16 protein-coding genes and 2 other annotated features are annotated in these 17,390 nt (G+C 49.7%); of the genes, 2 read left to right on the top strand and 14 right to left on the bottom strand.

What is annotated here, in order from left to right; translation table 11 throughout:
• The first annotated feature begins 23 nt into the window (after positions 1-23).
• Both K6T22_RS05040 and K6T22_RS05035 read left to right on the top strand, forming a co-directional pair.
• Positions 24-1,997, top strand: a complete 1,974-nt coding sequence (locus K6T22_RS05040; RefSeq protein ID WP_238239221.1) for a penicillin-binding transpeptidase domain-containing protein — start codon at positions 24-26, stop codon at positions 1,995-1,997.
• Positions 1,998-2,013: 16 nt separating this feature from the next.
• Entirely contained in the window at positions 2,014-2,484 is a 471-nt protein-coding gene (locus tag K6T22_RS05035; RefSeq protein ID WP_238239220.1) for a GNAT family N-acetyltransferase, read from the top strand.
• 53 nt (positions 2,485-2,537) lie between these two features.
• Here the strand turns inward: K6T22_RS05035 and trpA are convergent, their stop codons facing one another.
• From trpA to yqiS, 14 genes are all read right to left on the bottom strand, one after another.
• Complete coding sequence (trpA, locus tag K6T22_RS05030) at positions 2,538-3,320, bottom strand: tryptophan synthase subunit alpha (RefSeq protein ID WP_238240030.1); 783 nt, start codon at positions 3,318-3,320, stop codon at positions 2,538-2,540.
• Positions 3,320-4,516: a tryptophan synthase subunit beta gene (trpB, locus tag K6T22_RS05025; protein ID WP_238239219.1), complete on the bottom strand. Its 1,197-nt coding sequence runs from the start codon at positions 4,514-4,516 to the stop codon at positions 3,320-3,322. Before trpB ends, trpA begins: the two co-directional genes overlap by 1 nt.
• On the bottom strand, positions 4,513-5,082 hold the full coding sequence (locus K6T22_RS05020) for a phosphoribosylanthranilate isomerase (protein WP_238239218.1): 570 nt from the start codon (positions 5,080-5,082) through the stop codon (positions 4,513-4,515). Before K6T22_RS05020 ends, trpB begins: the two co-directional genes overlap by 4 nt.
• Entirely contained in the window at positions 5,079-5,846 is a 768-nt protein-coding gene (trpC, locus tag K6T22_RS05015; RefSeq protein ID WP_238239217.1) for an indole-3-glycerol phosphate synthase TrpC, read from the bottom strand. The genes K6T22_RS05020 and trpC overlap by 4 nt, the downstream gene beginning before the upstream one ends.
• On the bottom strand, positions 5,843-6,859 hold the full coding sequence (gene trpD / locus K6T22_RS05010) for an anthranilate phosphoribosyltransferase (RefSeq protein WP_238239216.1): 1,017 nt from the start codon (positions 6,857-6,859) through the stop codon (positions 5,843-5,845). Before trpD ends, trpC begins: the two co-directional genes overlap by 4 nt.
• 6 nt (positions 6,860-6,865) lie before the next feature.
• Entirely contained in the window at positions 6,866-7,432 is a 567-nt protein-coding gene (locus K6T22_RS05005) for an anthranilate synthase component II (RefSeq protein WP_238239215.1), read from the bottom strand.
• Positions 7,429-8,823 (bottom strand): anthranilate synthase component I, encoded by a 1,395-nt coding sequence (gene trpE, locus K6T22_RS05000; RefSeq protein WP_238239214.1) that lies wholly within the window; start codon positions 8,821-8,823, stop codon positions 7,429-7,431. Before trpE ends, K6T22_RS05005 begins: the two co-directional genes overlap by 4 nt.
• A gap of 51 nt (positions 8,824-8,874) precedes the next feature.
• Positions 8,875-9,124: a binding site (T-box leader), on the bottom strand.
• Positions 9,125-9,172: 48 nt separating this feature from the next.
• Positions 9,173-9,424, bottom strand: a binding site (T-box leader).
• A gap of 56 nt (positions 9,425-9,480) precedes the next feature.
• A complete protein-coding gene (locus K6T22_RS04995) occupies positions 9,481-10,749 on the bottom strand; it encodes a dihydrolipoamide acetyltransferase family protein (RefSeq protein ID WP_238239213.1) in 1,269 nt (422 codons plus the stop codon).
• A 14-nt stretch (positions 10,750-10,763) separates the two neighbouring features.
• Positions 10,764-11,747 (bottom strand): alpha-ketoacid dehydrogenase subunit beta, encoded by a 984-nt coding sequence (locus K6T22_RS04990; RefSeq protein WP_023467596.1) that lies wholly within the window; start codon positions 11,745-11,747, stop codon positions 10,764-10,766.
• Positions 11,744-12,757 carry a thiamine pyrophosphate-dependent dehydrogenase E1 component subunit alpha gene (locus K6T22_RS04985; RefSeq protein ID WP_238239212.1) on the bottom strand — a complete coding sequence of 338 codons (1,014 nt, stop codon included), beginning with the start codon at positions 12,755-12,757 and terminating at the stop codon, positions 11,744-11,746. The genes K6T22_RS04990 and K6T22_RS04985 overlap by 4 nt, the downstream gene beginning before the upstream one ends.
• A gap of 13 nt (positions 12,758-12,770) precedes the next feature.
• Positions 12,771-14,192 carry a dihydrolipoyl dehydrogenase gene (gene lpdA, locus K6T22_RS04980; RefSeq protein WP_029341109.1) on the bottom strand — a complete coding sequence of 474 codons (1,422 nt, stop codon included), beginning with the start codon at positions 14,190-14,192 and terminating at the stop codon, positions 12,771-12,773.
• Positions 14,162-15,265, bottom strand: coding sequence for a butyrate kinase (gene buk / locus K6T22_RS04975; protein ID WP_238239210.1), 1,104 nt, complete (start codon positions 15,263-15,265; stop codon positions 14,162-14,164). The genes lpdA and buk overlap by 31 nt, the downstream gene beginning before the upstream one ends.
• Positions 15,266-15,281: 16 nt before the next feature.
• Positions 15,282-16,406: a Leu/Phe/Val dehydrogenase gene (locus K6T22_RS04970; protein WP_023467593.1), complete on the bottom strand. Its 1,125-nt coding sequence runs from the start codon at positions 16,404-16,406 to the stop codon at positions 15,282-15,284.
• A gap of 13 nt (positions 16,407-16,419) precedes the next feature.
• Positions 16,420-17,340 carry a phosphate butyryltransferase gene (gene yqiS, locus K6T22_RS04965; protein WP_238239209.1) on the bottom strand — a complete coding sequence of 307 codons (921 nt, stop codon included), beginning with the start codon at positions 17,338-17,340 and terminating at the stop codon, positions 16,420-16,422.
• Between the last annotated feature and the right edge of the window lie 50 nt (positions 17,341-17,390).

The following is a 17,390-nucleotide window of genomic DNA, read 5'->3' as shown; positions in this document are numbered from 1 at the left end:
AATCCATAATGGAGGTGAAGCACATGAAACGAACGATCCCCCTTCTTTTATCCGCAACGTTTGGTGTGACCTTACTTGCTGCTTGTCAAGATCAACCAACACCAGAAGAACGGCTTGATGCCTACATCAAACTTTGGGAAAAACAAGATTACGATAAGATGTATACGTATGCGAGTGCGGCTACTAAAAAAGAATACGGTAAAAAAGAATTTATCGAGCGGACGAAACAATTATCGAAATCGCTTGATATTAAAAAGTTATCCGTCGAGCGAAAAAAAGCAGAGGAAGCGACGGATGACAAAAAAGCGTCTCTTCCCGTCCAAATCTCATTTGATACGATTGCAGGATCCGTCGCATACGATAAACAAGTTCCATTGACATTCGAAAAACAAGGTGAGACCGAAAACTGGTTTATCGACTGGGATACTTCTTTTGTCCTAAAGGATTTTAAAAAGGACGACAAAGTCCAACTACAAACCGTCGAAGGCAAACGTGGTGATTTACTTGACGCAAACGATAAACCGCTCGCGACCTCCGGCAAGGGATATGAAGTCGGCGCGACAGCCGGGCAATTAAAAGACGTCGCACAAGTCGCCGAATTGCTCGACCGCCCGACCTCTTCGGTCGAAGATTCCTTAAAGGCGAGTTGGGTCAAAGATGGACAATTCGTTCCGCTCAAAACGCTGACCGACGAAGCAACGGTTGATAAACTGCGTAACATCTCTGGAATCAGCGTCAAAGAGACAGAAGTCCGAACGTATCCGCTTGGTAAGGCAGCGTCTCATTTGATTGGATATATCGGTTCTGCAACAGCAGACGAGATTAAAGAATCGAAAAATCAAATCCAAGCTGGCGAACAAGTCGGCAAACGCGGGCTTGAACAAGTACTTGATGATCGCTTACGTGGTAAAGCAGGTGCGACGATCACCTTACAGAAAAAGGACGGTTCAAGCGTTACCGTTGCCGAAACGAAACCGACGGATGGCGAAGATATTGCGTTGACGATTAATGCTGATCTTCAGAAAAAAACCTATGACACGATGCAGGATGATCCCGGAACAGCATCAGCGATTGATCCGCGGACCGGTGAAACACGTGTCTTACTCAGTTCTCCTGGCTTTGATCCTTCTGAATTCATGTCAGGAATCTCGCAAGCACGGCTCGATGAGCTGACGCAGGATCCGGATCAGCCCTTGTTGAACCGATTCACGAGTGCCTTTGCACCTGGTTCGACTCAAAAACCGTTAACAGCCGCTGTCGGATTGAAGAGTGGAACACTCGATCCCGAAAAATCCTATACGATCAACGGACTGAAGAATAAAATTGATGGCTTTAACGTCACCCGCATTCATGAGACACCGGGTCCGGTCAATCTGCATAATGCACTCGTCTATTCCGACAACATCTACTTCGCCCGTTCGACACTCGAACAAGTCGGAACAAAGGCGTTTACGTCTGGTCTTGAAGCGCTCGGATACGGTGAAAAGCTACCGTTTGCGTATCCGTTACGTGCCTCACAGATCTCAAACGACGGCACAATTTCTTCTGATGGACAGCTGATGGACACGTCTTACGGACAAGGTCAGATGTTGACAAATATTCTACACTTAGCGTCGATGTATGAAATTTTCCTGACGGATGGAACAATCTATCGTCCGACGCTCTTACAAGAAGAAAAAACGAAGCAAGTCTTTAAGAAGGATCTACTCGATGCAGACGATGCGAAGATGATCCGTAATGATCTCTATGATGTCGTTCATAACGGCTACACGCTCCCCGCTGACATCAAGGAAGTTGATGTTGCCGGTAAGACTGGTACGGCAGAATTGAAAAAAGCAGGTGAAACCGACGGCAAAGAAAATGGCTTCTTCGTCGGCTATGACAACGACAAAAAAGATCTCCTCGTTGCCATCATGATCGAGTCAGTCGAAAAAGAAGATCGCGGTAGTCCGTATGTTTCTGGACTCGTCGCCGAAGTACTCAAACAAAATCGATGATTGGAGTGATCTCGTAATGATCCGCATGAGCCGCACTTCAGACCTCTCTGCCCTGCTTACACTGACGGCTGAGACATTCGAGCATCATAAGCGGTTGTCGCCTCACTTTCACCCAGATGTAACGACACCGTACTCACTGGAGTCTTTAAGTCAGATCGTAGAAGCAGAACAACACCTCTGTCTGACAGCGCTCGACGGAGAAAAACTCATTGGTTACTTGTTTGGCAAGTGGACGGCATCAAAACCCGACCGGTTTACGCCTGTTCGGATTTTGAACATCACTGACGTCGGTGTCACTTCTTCCCATCGTTCGTCGGGAATCGGTCGCCAGTTAATGCAAGCTGCAGAAGAACACGCACTCGAGCGAAAGGTCGATGCTGTTCGCTTGAATGTCTGGTCAGTCAACGACCGGGCTGCAACGTTTTACGAAGAACTCGGATTTGAGCCGCTGTATACGAGTTTGCAAAAGCCACTCACTCAAAAATGATATTAAATTAGACACTAAACAGCGGATGATCAGATGATCATCCGCTGTTTTTATTAATGTGACGGAGTTGTCGCAAGGCGTGCTACCATTAATTGTTTAATTGTCTCGCGATCGTCCTGATGGAGCAAGTCGACAATCTTACTGCCGACGATGACACCAGAAACCGGTCGACTCAATTGTTTGACGTGTTCCGGTGTACTAATTCCGAACCCGGCAAGGACCGGTACCGGACTATGGGCTGCGACGTTCGCTAAATGGTCTTCAAGTGTCGTATCAAACGTCGTCTGTCCGCCTGTTGTCCCGTTGACTGTGACCGCATAAAGGAATCCTTCGCTTTTATCGGCAATCTTTTGGATCCGTTCCATCGGACTCGTCAAGGAGACGAGTTGAACGAGTGCGATATCTGACTTGTCTTCTTGTTCAAAGAACTGTTCGCTCTGCTCAAGTGGGAGGTCAGGAATGATCAATCCGTCGACACCGACTTCGCGACATGTCGCTAAAAACGCCGTTAAACCATACCGGAAAATCGGATTCAAATACGTCATCAAGACGATTGGAACATCGACGGTCTGACGGGCAATCCGGACTGCATCGAGCACGTCCTTTAGTCCAACGTTTGCTTCTAAAGCACGAAGTCCAGCTTCTTGAATGACTGGACCATCAGCGACAGGATCCGAAAACGGAACGCCGACTTCAATCGCTGTTGCACCAGATTCAGCGAGGAACGCCAAAATTTCTGGGAGTTGATCAATCCCTCCATCTCCCCCCATGACGTACGGGATGAAGGCTTTTTCGCCTTTGCTTGTAACGGTACGAATCGCTGTTTCTAATCGCATCATGCTTCCCCCTTTAGTGCGTTTCGAACAGTGACGACATCTTTGTCGCCCCGTCCTGATAAGCAGATGACGAGAATCTCTTCTTTGTCCATCTCTGCAGCGAGTTGAGTCGCGTAGGCGATCGCGTGTGCTGATTCGAGTGCCGGGATGATTCCTTCCTTGCGGCTCAACAGCTGAAGTGCTTCGAGTGCTTGTTCATCGGTCACGGCTTCATATTTAACGCGGCCGATATCTTTGAGCAAACTATGCTCTGGTCCAACACCTGGATAATCGAGTCCTGCTGAGATCGAGTGCGCTTCTTGGACTTGACCGTGTGCATCCTGTAAGAGATACATCATCGATCCGTGCAAGACTCCGACCTCTCCTTTTGTCATCGTCGCTGCGTGTTTATCCGTCTCAACACCACTTCCGGCTGCTTCGATCCCGTACAATTCCACGTCCGTATCATCGATGAACGGATGGAACATCCCGATCGCATTACTGCCACCGCCAACACACGCGACGATTGCCTCTGGCAGACGCCCTTCTTTTTCGATAATTTGACGACGCGTCTCTTTTCCGATGACAGCTTGGAAATCACGAACGAGTTGCGGGAACGGATGTGGTCCGAGAACGGATCCCATCAAGTAGTGCGTATCGTCAACGTGTTTGACCCAGTAGCGAAGTGCCTCGTTGACGGCATCTTTAAGTGTCCGACTCCCTTGTGTGACTGGGATAACGGTTGCTCCGAGCAACTCCATCCGGAAGACGTTCAGTTCCTGGCGCCGGACATCCTCTTCCCCCATGAAGATGACACATTCGAGATCGAGTAAGGCACAGACCGTTGCTGTTGCAACACCGTGTTGCCCTGCACCGGTCTCGGCAACGATTTTCCGTTTACCCATTCGCTCAGCTAGTAATGCTTGTCCGATCGTATTGTTGATTTTGTGCGCACCCGTATGATTCAAGTCTTCTCGTTTCAAGTAGATTTTTGCGCCACCCACTGTTTTTGTCAAATGTTCCGCGAAATAAAGTGGTGTCTCACGCCCAACGTATTCTTTCAGCAATTCATCCATCCGTGTTTGAAACGCTGGATCCTCCTTCACTTCTGCATATGCTTCCTCGAGTTCAATCACTGCGTGCATCAATGTTTCCGGGATATAACGACCACCATATTTACCGTATTGCCCTAGTGTATCCGGTTGTGCGTAGCTCATATTTTTCTCTCCTTTACGGCATCTGCAAATGCCTGCATTTTGATGGGATCTTTTCGTCCATCCGTCTCGATGCCACTTGAGACATCGACAGCGAACGGTTGATAATGTCTGATTGCTTCTCCTACGTTCCCTGCTGTCAAACCGCCAGCAATGAACAGCGGACGATTGGTTTGAATGTCTTGTGACCAGTCGAATGTCTCGCCACTTCCAGCAACCGGTGCGTCGACGAGCAAATAATCCGTCTGTTGCTGTGCTTCTTCGATATCCGTCGCCGGAACCGCTTGAATGACGGGAATAGGTAGCTTGCCGTCCGGGATGGTGCCATGAATTTGAATGAGATCCAGTTCGACTTGTTCGACGGCGTCAACCACCTGTTGATAAGTCGGAGAGACAAACACGCCAACGACTTGAATCGTGCTCGGAATGTCGCGTCTGAGACGTGCTGCCTCCTCCAGCGTGACCTGTCGTTTACTTTTAGCAAAGACGAAGCCAATGTAATCGGCGAAGTGAATTGCCGCTTCGACATGTTCTCTTTCCCGGAGACCACAGAACTTAATCCGTGTCATACGCGAACGCCACTCACTTCTCGAATGAAGGCTTGCGGATCATCTGCCCGCATCAATGTCTCGCCGACGAGAATCCCGTCTGCACCAGCCACGTGTAATCGCTGTGCTTCCTCGACCGTCTTAATGCCACTCTCACTGATGTACCGGACATTCGGTTGTTTCTGTTCGAGTAATCCGATCGATGTCTGTAAATCAACTTCGAACTTCTTCAAGTTGCGATTGTTGATGCCGATGATCTGCGCATCAATCGCCTCTGCTCGACGTAACTCTTCTTCATTATGAACTTCAACAAGAACTTCTAGCTCCTCCGCTTGCGCATATGCATGTAGATCCGCAAGTGTTTCCTGATCGAGAGCAGCGACGATCAAGAGAATCAATCGTGCACCATGTGCTTTGGCCCGGTCGATCTGAATCCGGTCGATGATGAAATCCTTACAGAGGACGGGGATGTCGACTGCTGCAGCGACTGCCGCTAAATCGTCCATCGATCCTTTGAAATAGGTCTCGTCCGTCAAGACGGAGATGACAGTGGCACCACTCGCTTCATATTGTTTTGCCTGTGCGACGACGTCGACGTCGAGAGCGATCGCCCCTTTTGAGGGTGAAGCTCGTTTGATTTCCGCTATGACGGATAAATCAGTTCCTGCTAATCGCTGTGCGATGGACGGCTTCAGTGCCTCACGCTCAGTTCGTTTGACCCCGTTTAATTTCAATTGTAGAACTTCTGTCCGTTTCGTTTCGATGATGCGGTCTAAGATATTCATCCGATTGCTTCCTCCCGTGTCATTTGTCTGAGTTGATTTAATCGTTCCATTGCTCGTCCTGAGTCGATGCTTTCTGCTGCTAGAGCAATCCCTTCTTCGATCGTCTTCGCCCGATTTGCTGCAAAAAGCGCAATCCCAGCGTTCAGTAAGACGGTATCACGATAAGCACCAGTCTCTCCACCAAGAACACGGAGTAAAATCGCTGCATTCTCTTGCGCACTTCCACCGCGGATCGCTTCAAGTGGTGCGGTCTTCAGTCCGACTTCCTCTGGGTGAAGACTGAAACGAATCAGTTCCCCTTCGTCAAGTAAGACGAGTTGGTTCGTTCCGGCAAGCGACGCTTCATCCATTCCGTTTGCACCGTGTAAGACAATCGCCCGTTTTCGTCCGAGCCGATGTAATGTCAACGCCATCGTCTCGAGCATATCCTCCCGGTAAATTCCTAACAGTTGTGTCTGGAGCGGAACCGGATTCGTCAACGGACCAATCAAGTTAAAGATCGTTGGAATCCGTAGATCGCGTCGGACTTTCATGATTTGCTTGACGCGTGGATGCATCCGTTGCGCAAACAAGAAGGCGATTCCGTTCGTCTCGAGTTGCTCTGCTAAGCGTTCCGGTGTTGCATCAAGCGAAACACCGAGTGCTTCGAGTACATCGGCACTCCCCGTCTTACTTGAGACACTCCGGTTACCGTGCTTCGCGACCTTCATGCCAGCACCTGCAAGAACGAAGGCAGCTGTTGTACTGATGTTAAACGATTGTGAACCATCACCGCCTGTTCCACAGTTGTCCATGAACTCGCCTGTGACCGGAATGTCAAGTGCGACTTCGCGCATGATTGAAGCGAGACCCGCTAGTTCTTCCGCTGTCTCTCCTTTTGCTTTTAATGCAACGAGGAAAGCAGCAATTTCGCTATCGGTCACGTCTTCTGCAAACAGTTCACGTGCTGCCTGTTGCATCTCTTCATATCGTAAATGTTTTGCTTCGGCTAATTTTAATAATGTCTCTTTCATCGTTTGTCACTCCTTCGTCAATTCAATGAATCGTTTAATCATCTGCTGCCCTTGAGGCGTTCCGACGGATTCCGGATGAAACTGGATGCCGAATGTCGGATGTGTCTTGTGCTCGAGCGCCATGATCGTCCGGTCCTCCGTTTCTGCCGTGATGATGAGTTCCGACGGTAAATCGTTTCGCGCGACGATCAGTGAATGGTAGCGCATGACCTCTAGTGTTTCCGTCATCTCACGAAAGAGTTGACCGGTTTGTTGAATCATCGATGTCTTTCCGTGCATGATGACCGGTGCTTCGACGACACGTCCCCCGAATGCTTCTCCGATCGCTTGATGTCCGAGGCAGACGCCAAGGATCGGGACTTGACCGGATAATTGACGAATCAGATCGATGCAGATGCCAGCGTCAGCCGGACGGCCGGGACCGGGTGAGAGAATGATGCCGTCCGGCTTCATCTCACGTAGTTCTTCTATGCTGATTGCATCGTTTCGAATGACGTGAACGTCCGTGTAAACCGATGCGTATTGATATAGGTTATAGGTAAAGGAATCATAGTTATCAATCAGGACGATCATTTCCAAACCTCCAGTAGTGATTTTGCTTTGTGTAATGTCTCCTGATACTCAAGTCGCGGAATTGAGTCGTAGACGATACCAGCACCAGCTTGAACGGAGGCAACACCATCTTTGATGACCATCGTCCGAATGGCGAGGGCAAAATCCATATTCCCGCGGATATCAAAATAGCCAACAGCTCCGGCATATACTTCTCGTTTGACCTGTTCATACTGATCAATCAGTTGCATCGCTCGAATTTTCGGAGCACCTGTGACCGTGCCTGCCGGGAGACAAGAGACGAGTGCATCTGCTCCGGTCTTACCATCTGCTAACGTACCTTCGACGACTGAGACGAGATGCATGACGTTCTTGAATCGCTCGATTTGCATCAATCGTGTCACTTCAACGGTACCGATTTGACAAATCCGTCCCAAGTCGTTGCGTCCAAGATCGACAAGCATTCGATGTTCTGCTCGTTCTTTCTCGTCGTGCAGCAACTCTTCTGCGAGCCGTTCATCCTCCTCTTTCGTCTTCCCCCGGCGACGTGTGCCGGCAATCGGATTCGTCGTCACCCGGTCTCCTTTGACTTGGACGAGGCTTTCAGGAGAAGCACCAAGTACGATTGCTTCGCCTAAGTCGATATAAAAGAGATAGGGACTCGGATTATCTTTGCGGAGCTTCCGGTAAAATTGGAACGGATCACCCGTGAACGTCGCATCGAGTCGTTGCGAGAGAACCAGTTGGAAGACATCCCCTTGCCGAATATGTGTCTTTGCTTGCTCAACGAGCCCTTCAAACGTCTCTTGATCCATCAACGGTTCATAGACGACATCTCGAAGCGGACGCTCGATATCTGTTCGCTCTCGCGGTTGCTCGAGTTGCGCTTTTCGTTCTGCCAAACGTTGACGTAAGACGTCACGATCGGTGATGCCACCGAGCGACGTCTGAATCAAATGGACACGATGCTCGAGATGATCGAACAGGATGATTTGGTCGTATACGGCGAGTAGCGCGTCCGGTAGTTGTCTCGTTCGCTCTGGAACATCACCAAGCGTCTCATAGGCGCGCATCATGTCGTAACCGACATATCCAATCCCACCCGCTAAAAACGGAAGGTCTTCTTCGACGCCATGCCGGAGAATCATCTGTTGCATCAACCGTACTGGGTCACCCGTTTCCTGTGTCTGTTCACCTGTTGTTAAATGCTCCCGCGTTACCGTTCGTCCTTCTGCGCGGATCATCTCCACCGGATCGACACCGATGATTGAATACCGTCCTTGATCCGTATGGGCGGAGCTTTCAAGTAAACATTTCTGTGTTCCACTCAGTTGTTGGAAAATCATGATTGGCGTCATCTCGTCGCCATTTAGTTCAAGTTGTTCAATGATAAGTGTGTCTGTCTGAACCATCCCTGTTCGCCTCCTGGAATATAAAAAAGTCCTCCACACAGCGTATGCTGCATGGAGGACGATTAACTCGCGGTGCCACCTCTCGATTGGAACGGTTCGACCGTTCCCACTCTGTCTGATGCGTCTAAATAAGAGACATCATAGCCTACGATAACGGGGGCATCCGTCGTGACCTACTTCTTCGTTCAGCCACGCTCTCATGAGACCATTCACGAAACCTCGCCGTACGGAAGTCGCACCATTCTTCCGCTCTCTGAAACGCCGATGTTGTCTCGTTACTTAACTCACTCTACGATTTGTTCGATTCGATTGTATACGAAAAGGGTCTTCTCGCCCATTCATGTAGAACATGAAGGACGGGAAGACCCGCGGTACCACCTTCGTTGACGATGCTGACACCGTCCCCTTTGAAACAAACCGGACCATTGTCCTGATTCGTCGACCCCGATAACGGGAGGAACCCGTCAGAGCCTACTACCTACTTAAAGGATTCGGTCTGAAGCTCAGAAGGCCATTCGCTTGTTGCCCGATACTGATTCGCACCATCCATCAGCTCTCTTGAATCGTTTCACAAGTTACTTCTCTTCGTCTTTGCTATCGTGTGTTGAGTTGATTCTTATATTACGATGCTTCTTCTTCCCTGTCAACTGGAAACTTTCAGTATAAGGAAAGTTGATTCGGATCAATCGATTCGAGTGCTTGTTTGACGGTTTGGAGGAACTGTCCGGCAACAAGTCCGTCGAGTACCCGATGGTCGATCGACATACAGAGGTTAACCATATCGCGTGCTGCGAACATGCCGTTCACCCAGACCGGACGCTTGACGATCGATTCAACAGATAGAATCGCCGCTTGCGGGAAGTTAAGAATCGGCGCCGATTGAATCGAACCGAATGAGCCCGTATTATTGACCGTAAACGTCCCACCTTGCATCTCTGCAGACGACAACGTACCGGCTTGTGCACGTTTCCCGAAGTCATCGATCGCGCGTGCGATGCCTTTGATGCTTAATTCATCCGCATTCTTGACGACCGGTACGAATAGAGCATCCTGCGTCGCGACAGCAAGTGACAAGTTGATCGCTTTCTTTTGAATGATCTTATCCCCCGCCCATGTCGAGTTCATGATTGGATGTTTCTTCAATCCTTCGACCGTCGCCTTCATGAAGAACGGCAAGAACGTCAATTTGACCCCTTCTTGTTTGAAGAACGCATCTTTATGACGGTTACGTGCTTCGACCAAGTTCGTCACATCGACTTCGATCATTAACCACGCATGTGGTGCTTCGTGTTTCGCGCGGACCATGTTCGAAGCAATCGCTTGGCGTACACCGGCAGTCGGGATCTCGATGTCGCCCATTTCGGTAGGTTGTGGTGCGCTAACTGGACGTTTTGGTGCTGGTGGTGCTTCTGCTGGAGTCGCTACCGGAGCCGCTTGCGCTTCCGGTTTTGGTTCAGTTGCTTGTGGCGCCGGAATAGAGCCAGACTCAATCAGTTTCAACAGATCCTTCCGGGTAATCCGGCCACCGGCTCCTGTACCCGTCACTTGTTCGAGGTCAATGCCATGTTCGCTCGATAGTTTCAAGACCGCTGGTGAATAGCGTTTTTTCATCGATGTATCAGACGACGTCGTCTCTTCAACAGCTGGTACTTCTTGTTCTGTCGCAGCAACTTCCGTTGATCCACCACTGACTTGCATCGTAACGATTGCGTCACCAACTTGCAACGTGTCGCCTTCTTCTGCAAGCAGTTTTTCGATCACACCATCAAACGAAGATGGAACTTCTGCCGTTACCTTATCGGTAATGACTTCTGCAATCGGATCATATTTTTTGACAGTATCGCCCGGTTTGACGAGCCACATCGAAATCGTTCCTTCAGTGACGCTCTCCCCGAGTTGTGGCATCGTAAGTGTTTCAGTCTTCATCGGTCAGTTCCCCCTTAGTATGCGTGTAACGTCCGAATTTTGTCCTCAATTTTCTCACTTGAGATGTTGAAGAACTTCTCCATCGTCGGAGCGTATGGCATCGCTGGGACGTCTGGACCACAGAGTCGTTCGATTGGTGCATCGAGATCGAACAAAGCTTCTTCTGCGATGATCGCCGACACTTCACTCATGACGCTACCTTCTTTATTGTCTTCCGTGACGAGCAAGACTTTCCCCGTCTTTTTCGCCGCTTCGACGACTGCTTCGCGGTCGATCGGATACACAGTTCGTAAATCAAGGATATGAACATCAATCCCGTCTTTTTCAAGGCGCGTTGCTGCCTCAAGTGCCATATGGACACACAGACCGTACGTGATGATCGTCACGTCTTCGCCCTCACGTTTGACGTCTGCTTTACCGATTTCGACCGTATAGTCGCCTTCCGGAACATCCCCTTTTAACAGGCGATAGCCACGTTTATGCTCGAAGAACAAGACCGGGTCATTCGAACGAATCGCTGCCTTTAGCAATCCTTTTGCGTCGTATGGATTAGACGGGATGACGATTTTTAGACCTGGTGTCGAGTTGAACATCGCCTCGACTGATTGGGAATGATAAAGTGCTCCGTGAATGCCACCGCCAAACGGTGCGCGGATGACGATCGGACACGTCCAGTCATTGTTCGAACGGTAACGAATTTTTGCTGCTTCACTGACGATTTGGTTGACCGCTGGCATGATGAAGTCAGCGAATTGCATTTCAGCAATTGGACGCATCCCGTACATCGCAGCTCCAATTCCGACACCGGCAATCGCACTCTCAGCGAGTGGTGCATCAATGACGCGTTCTTCTCCGAATTGTTCGAGCAATCCTTGTGTCGCCCGGAAAACACCGCCCCGAACACCGACATCTTCGCCGAGGATGAAGACGGATTCGTCCCGCTCCATCTCCTCTTTGATTGCACTATTGATCGCTTCGATTAAACTTAACGTCGTCATTTCGTTTCCTCCTCGTCGTACACATAACGTAATGCATTTTCTGGCGCATCGTATGCTGCTGCTTCCGCATAAGCTGTCGCTTCGTCGACTTCTTTTTCCATCGTTTGTTCGATGGCTGTCGCTGATTCTTCCGTCAAAACGCCCATTTCGATCAGACGCGCACGGAAAAGTTTGATTCCGTCACGTGCTTTTAAGGCATCAAGTTCTTCAGCAGAACGGTACGATTTATCATCATCATCCGATGAGTGTGGAACGAGACGTTCGACTTCAACTTCGATCAAGGTCGGACCTTCGCCCCGTAATCCACGCTCACGCGCTTCCTTGACGACCTTGTAGACAGCGAGTGGATCGATGCCGTCCACCGTATATCCCGGCATTCCGTAACCAATCGCTCGGTCAGCAACGTGTTTTGCCGACAATTGCTTCGAGAGTGGTGTCGAGATCGCGTATTTATTGTTTTCACAGAACAAGATGACAGGAAGCTTATGAATCCCAGCAAAGTTTGCCCCTTCGTGGAAATCCCCTTGGTTTGATGAACCTTCTCCGAACGAGACGTAAGCAACGAGTGGTTCCTTACGCATCTTCGCAGCCAGTGCGATCCCAACGGCATGAGGTACTTGTGTCGTAACTGGACTTGAACCTGTCACGATATTTAATGCACGCGAACCATAGTGCCCTGGCATTTGACGACCACCTGAGTTCGGATCTTCTGCTTTTGCGAATGCCGATAGCATGATATCGCGAGACGTTTGACCGAAGTGCAAGACGACGCCTAAGTCACGGTAATACGGCAAAATGTAATCCGTTCCTTTTTCAAGGGCGAATGCCGCACCGACTTGGGCCGCTTCTTGTCCTTGACATGAGACGAGGAAGGGAATTTTACCTGCCCGGTTCAACTTCCACATCCGTTCATCGATTTTACGGGCACGGACCATCGTTTCAAACATGTGAATCGCGTCCTGTTCCGTTAATCCGAGTTCTACCAATTCTTTGAATTCTATCTTTTCCATCCGTAATTCCTCCTTAGGCGTGAACCGCAAGTCCGTCGACGGCAAGTGCTGCTTCTCCGAATGCTTCTGACAAGGCTGGGTGCGGATGCACGAGCTGTCCGACTTCCCATGCTGTCGCATTCAGTACGAGTGCTAATCCACCTTCACTGATCAGTTCCGTTGCTTTTGGTCCAACGATGTGAACACCGACAAGATCATCTGTCTTCGCATCCGAGACGAGCTTGATGAAGCCCGCCGCCTCTCCTTCGATTCGCGCTTTCCCTAATCCATTGAACGAGAAGCTCCCTACTTTGACGTCCATTCCGGCACGTTTTGCTTCGTCTTCCGTCAAACCGACCGATGCCGCTTCCGGTACGCTGTAGATACAACGTGGAACGAACGCATATTCCAGTGGTGTCGTCGTTCCGTTTACGATCGCTTCGACCGCTTTGACCCCTTCTGCTGACGCGACATGCGCGAGTTGCAAGCGACCGATGACATCCCCGATCGCATAAATATGTTGATCCTTCGTCCGGAAATGATCATCGACTTGGATGAAGCCATTTTCGACGACGATATTCGTGTTTTCGATCCCGATACCTTCAACGTTCGCCATCCGACCGATAGCGACGAGTAACTTATCTGCTTCAAGTGTCGTCTGTTCTCCGTTCCGGTCGATTGCAATTGAAACACCGTCTTCTGACATGCGGAACGTATCGCTTTGAGCAGCGGCGCCGGTATGAATCTTAACGCCACGCTTTTTCAATTGACGGGCCACTTCCCGGCTGACTGCTGCGTCTTCCGTCGGTAAGATCCGGTCGCTGAATTCAACGACCGTTACTGCGACGTCGAAATCCGTCAACATCGAAGCCCATTCGACACCGATGACACCACCGCCGATGATGACGATCGATTTTGGTAAATCTGCCATATCGAGTGCATCATCCGAGCTGAGAACATACTCTGAATCAAAAGCGAGTCCGTTTAATGGACGAGGACGTGAGCCAGTCGCAACAATTAATTGACGCGGAAGGATCAATTCGCCTTCGCCCTCTTCCGGCTCGACACTGATCGTTCCTGGCATCGGTGAAAAGATACTTGGTCCAAGAATCGAACCCCGACCATGGAAGACTTCAATCTTCCCTTTTTTCATCAGATGCTGAATGCCTGCTTCTAATCCATCCACGATCTCTTGTTTTCGTTGTTTGACCTGTTCGAATCGTAAGAACGATTCCGGTACGTCCACGCCATATGTAGCAGCGTGTTTGACCGTCTGATAGACTGCTGCTGATTTCAAAAAGGCTTTAGATGGGATACAGCCACGATGTAAGCATGTCCCGCCTAATTTTCCTTGTTCTACGATTGCTACCGACTTTCCGGCTTGCGCTGCACGAATCGCAGCGACATATCCACCGGGTCCACCACCTAGGACAACGACGTCGAATTCTCTAGCCATGTTGGTTCGCCTCCATATTCCTTAACTTCCTCTTCCCCACGTAAGACACGCAACACTCCTTCTGCGAGCGCCTGTAACTCATCCTCACCAGGACTACGTACGACTTGACCAAGGTGCGCGACACGTTCTTCGATCGAACGCGTCAACCGATCGCTATAAGCAAGTCCGCCCGTTAAGATGATCGCATCGACCTGACCGAACAAGACGGCACTTTGACCGGCAATCTCTTTTGCGATCCGGTACGCCATCGCGTCATATAACAATGCCGCTTTTTCGTCGCCTTCCTCAATTCGGCGCTCGATTTCGATCGCGTCGAATGTACCCAAGTGCGCGACAAGTCCGCCTGACCCAACGACCAGACGCTTCATCTCTTCAAGTTTATACTTGGTACTATAACATAGTTCTACTAGTTGACCAACAGGTAGCGATCCGCTCCGCTCTGGTGAAAACGGACCTTCTCCGTCAAGTCCGTTATTCACATCGATGACACGCCCGTCTTGGTGTACACCGACCGTAATGCCACCGCCCATGTGCGCGATAATTAGGCGCAATTCTTCATACGGACGCCCGATTTCCTTCGCGTACCGCTTGGCAACAGCTTTTTGGTTCAAGGCATGAAAAATACTCTTTCGTTCAAGTTCAGGTAAGCCTGTAATCCGTGCAATCGGCTCTAGCTCGTCAACGACGACCGGATCGACGATGAACGACGGAATGTCGAGTGTTCGAGCAATCTCATCTGCCAAGAGTCCACCAAGGTTCGAGGCATGGACACCAAAAATACCACTGAGTAAATCTTCTCGCATCTCGCGATTGACGGCATATGTCCCGCTGACGAGTGGTCGAAGTAACCCACCACGTCCAACAACTGCAGTAAGCGCTTTCAAATCAATCTGCTCTTCAGCTAGCACTTCGAGTAACACATGACGACGCATCTCCAGCTGCGCTGGAAGCGGTCCTCCGACCGCTTCCGCTGGATGGCGTAACGTCTTTGTGAACACCTGATTCGCTCCTTCGAAGATACCGATCTTCGTCGACGTCGAACCGGGATTGATCGTTAAAATACGTTCGCTCATGGATATCCTCCTCTGATCAGCCACGTGATCCTAGAATGTTTTTATCACGACGCAAGAACTGACTGCGGGCACTACGCATTGTTGCAATGCGCTCTTCTGCCATTTTTTCAGCCGCACGGTATGTTGGTAGGTGGTCGCGTTTTGCAATTTCGAATACTTTCGTAACAGCATCATAGACGAGTTCTACTTTTTTCATTGCGCGGTCACGGTTGTATCCGTCGAGTTCATCGGCAACGTTGATGACACCACCGGCATTGATGACGAAGTCTGGTACGTATAAGATATCGCGCTCCTCTAACATATCACCGTGGCGATCTTCTTTAAGTTGGTTATTCGCTGCACCTGCGATGATCTTGACTTTCAATTGTGGAATCGTTTCGTCGTTTAATGTTGCACCGAGAGCACATGGTGCAAAGATGTCCGCTTCGACGCTGTAGATGTCTTCTGGTGCGACAATCAAGGCACCGAATGCTTCTTCTGCACGTTGTAATGCTTCTTGGTTGATGTCCGTGACGATCAACTTCGCCCCTTCTTCATGCAAATGACGGCACAGGTTGAAAGCAACGTTACCGACACCTTGGATCGCAATCGTTTTGCCACCGAGTGAATCTGTTCCATAGACTTCTTTTGCTGCTGCTTTCATACCACGGTAGACACCGTACGCTGTAACCGGTGATGGGTTCCCGCTTGATCCGAATGCCGGGCTGACACCTGTAACGAAGTCTGTTTCCATATGGATGTAGTCCATGTCTGCAACCGTCGTGTTGACATCTTCTGCTGTGATATAACGACCGTTGAGTGACTGAACGTAACGACCGAATGCCCGGAAGAGTGCTTCTGATTTTTGTGTTTTCGCATCACCGATGATGACAGCTTTACCGCCACCGAGGTTCAAACCAGCCGCTGCGTTCTTATACGTCATGCCTTTTGATAAACGGAGTGCATCAATCAATGCTTCCTCGTCTGATGCATAATTCCACATACGAAGTCCACCAAGTGCTGGACCGAGTGTCGTATCATGAATCGCGATGATGGCTTTTAATCCAGATACTTTATCGTGGCAAAAAACAACTTGTTCGTAATCTTCCATCTCCATTGTTTCAAAGATACTGAAGCGTGATTCTACGTTTGTTTCGACCATTTTAAGTTCCTCCTCAGGTTGTTTGTTTCACTTTTTTCGTCTGTTGAGCATTTAATAGCGCAAAGGCTAATGAGTACATTTTTGCTTCTGCTGTATCGGCACGGCTTGTCAATACGACCGGAGCCCGTGCTCCGACGAGAATCGCCGCAACCGAGGCATGTGCGAAGTACATCAGTGATTTGTAAATGACGTTCCCGACTTCGATTTGTGGGACGACGAGTAGATCTGCTTGACCTGCCACGTCCCCTGTCAATCCTTTTTGCTGTGCAGCGACGAGATTCACGGCATTGTCGAGCGCAAGTGGTCCGTCCACAAGGCAATCCTTGATTTGACCACGTCGGTTCATTTGTGTCAAAAGAGCAGCATCAATCGTTGCTTGCATCGTCGGATTAACGACTTCGACGGCAGCTAAGACTGCGACTTTCGGTAATCCGTAACCGAGCGCTCGCAAGGCGGAGACACCGTTTTCGATGATTTTCACTTTGTCTTCGAGTGACGGTTGGATGTGAATCGCTGCATCGGTCAATCCGATCGCTGATTCACGGCCTGGTACTTCAAACAATGCGACATGCGACAAGACATTCCCTGAACGTAGACCCGTTTCCTTATTCAAGACAGCTTTCATGAACGTTGCTGTCGGAACGAGACCTTTCATCAACACGCTCGCATCCCCTTTGCGAACGGCATGAGCAGCGCGTTCAGCCGCTTCTTGCGATGTAGAAGTATGGGTAATCACGAATTGTGACTCCCGTAATGCCCGTTTTTGAATCATCTGCTGGATTCGGGTCGCATCCCCGAACAAATGAAAACGCGCTAAGTCATTCTCAATTGCTAATGCGACAGCATCCATCACTTCCTCGTCATCCGCAGCTGCAATCGCAACGACGGAATCTTCGAGTCGAGCTGCCTGCTCGACCATTTCACTGAATCTCACCGTATTCCCCCCTTACCTGTCATACATAAATAGTAATAGCAATTTTCGTG

Origin of the sequence: Exiguobacterium acetylicum, assembly GCF_022170825.1 — a bacterium.
GTDB classification, from domain to species: Bacteria; Bacillota; Bacilli; order Exiguobacteriales; family Exiguobacteriaceae; genus Exiguobacterium_A; species Exiguobacterium_A acetylicum_B.
The sequence above is the reverse complement of the archived record's forward strand: the minus strand, read 5'-3'. Positions and strand labels throughout refer to the sequence as shown.

Bases quoted from the DNA above. Each gene is read 5' to 3' on its own strand.
- K6T22_RS05040 (WP_238239221.1), top strand. From the start codon at position 24: ATGAAACGAACGATCCCCCTTCTTTTATCCGCAACGTTTGGTGTGACC.
- K6T22_RS05035 (WP_238239220.1), top strand. From the start codon at position 2,014: ATGATCCGCATGAGCCGCACTTCAGACCTCTCTGCCCTGCTTACACTG.
- trpA (WP_238240030.1), bottom strand. From the start codon at position 3,320: ATGCGATTAGAAACAGCGATTCGTACCGTTACAAGCAAAGGCGAAAAA.
- trpB (WP_238239219.1), bottom strand. From the start codon at position 4,516: ATGAGCTACGCACAACCGGATACACTAGGGCAATACGGTAAATATGGT.
- K6T22_RS05020 (WP_238239218.1), bottom strand. From the start codon at position 5,082: ATGACACGGATTAAGTTCTGTGGTCTCCGGGAAAGAGAACATGTCGAA.
- trpC (WP_238239217.1), bottom strand. From the start codon at position 5,846: ATGAATATCTTAGACCGCATCATCGAAACGAAACGGACAGAAGTTCTA.
- trpD (WP_238239216.1), bottom strand. From the start codon at position 6,859: ATGAAAGAGACATTATTAAAATTAGCCGAAGCAAAACATTTACGATAT.
- K6T22_RS05005 (WP_238239215.1), bottom strand. From the start codon at position 7,432: ATGATCGTCCTGATTGATAACTATGATTCCTTTACCTATAACCTATAT.
- trpE (WP_238239214.1), bottom strand. From the start codon at position 8,823: ATGGTTCAGACAGACACACTTATCATTGAACAACTTGAACTAAATGGC.
- K6T22_RS04995 (WP_238239213.1), bottom strand. From the start codon at position 10,749: ATGAAGACTGAAACACTTACGATGCCACAACTCGGGGAGAGCGTCACT.
- K6T22_RS04990 (WP_023467596.1), bottom strand. From the start codon at position 11,747: ATGACGACGTTAAGTTTAATCGAAGCGATCAATAGTGCAATCAAAGAG.
- K6T22_RS04985 (WP_238239212.1), bottom strand. From the start codon at position 12,757: ATGGAAAAGATAGAATTCAAAGAATTGGTAGAACTCGGATTAACGGAA.
- lpdA (WP_029341109.1), bottom strand. From the start codon at position 14,192: ATGGCTAGAGAATTCGACGTCGTTGTCCTAGGTGGTGGACCCGGTGGA.
- buk (WP_238239210.1), bottom strand. From the start codon at position 15,265: ATGAGCGAACGTATTTTAACGATCAATCCCGGTTCGACGTCGACGAAG.
- K6T22_RS04970 (WP_023467593.1), bottom strand. From the start codon at position 16,406: ATGGTCGAAACAAACGTAGAATCACGCTTCAGTATCTTTGAAACAATG.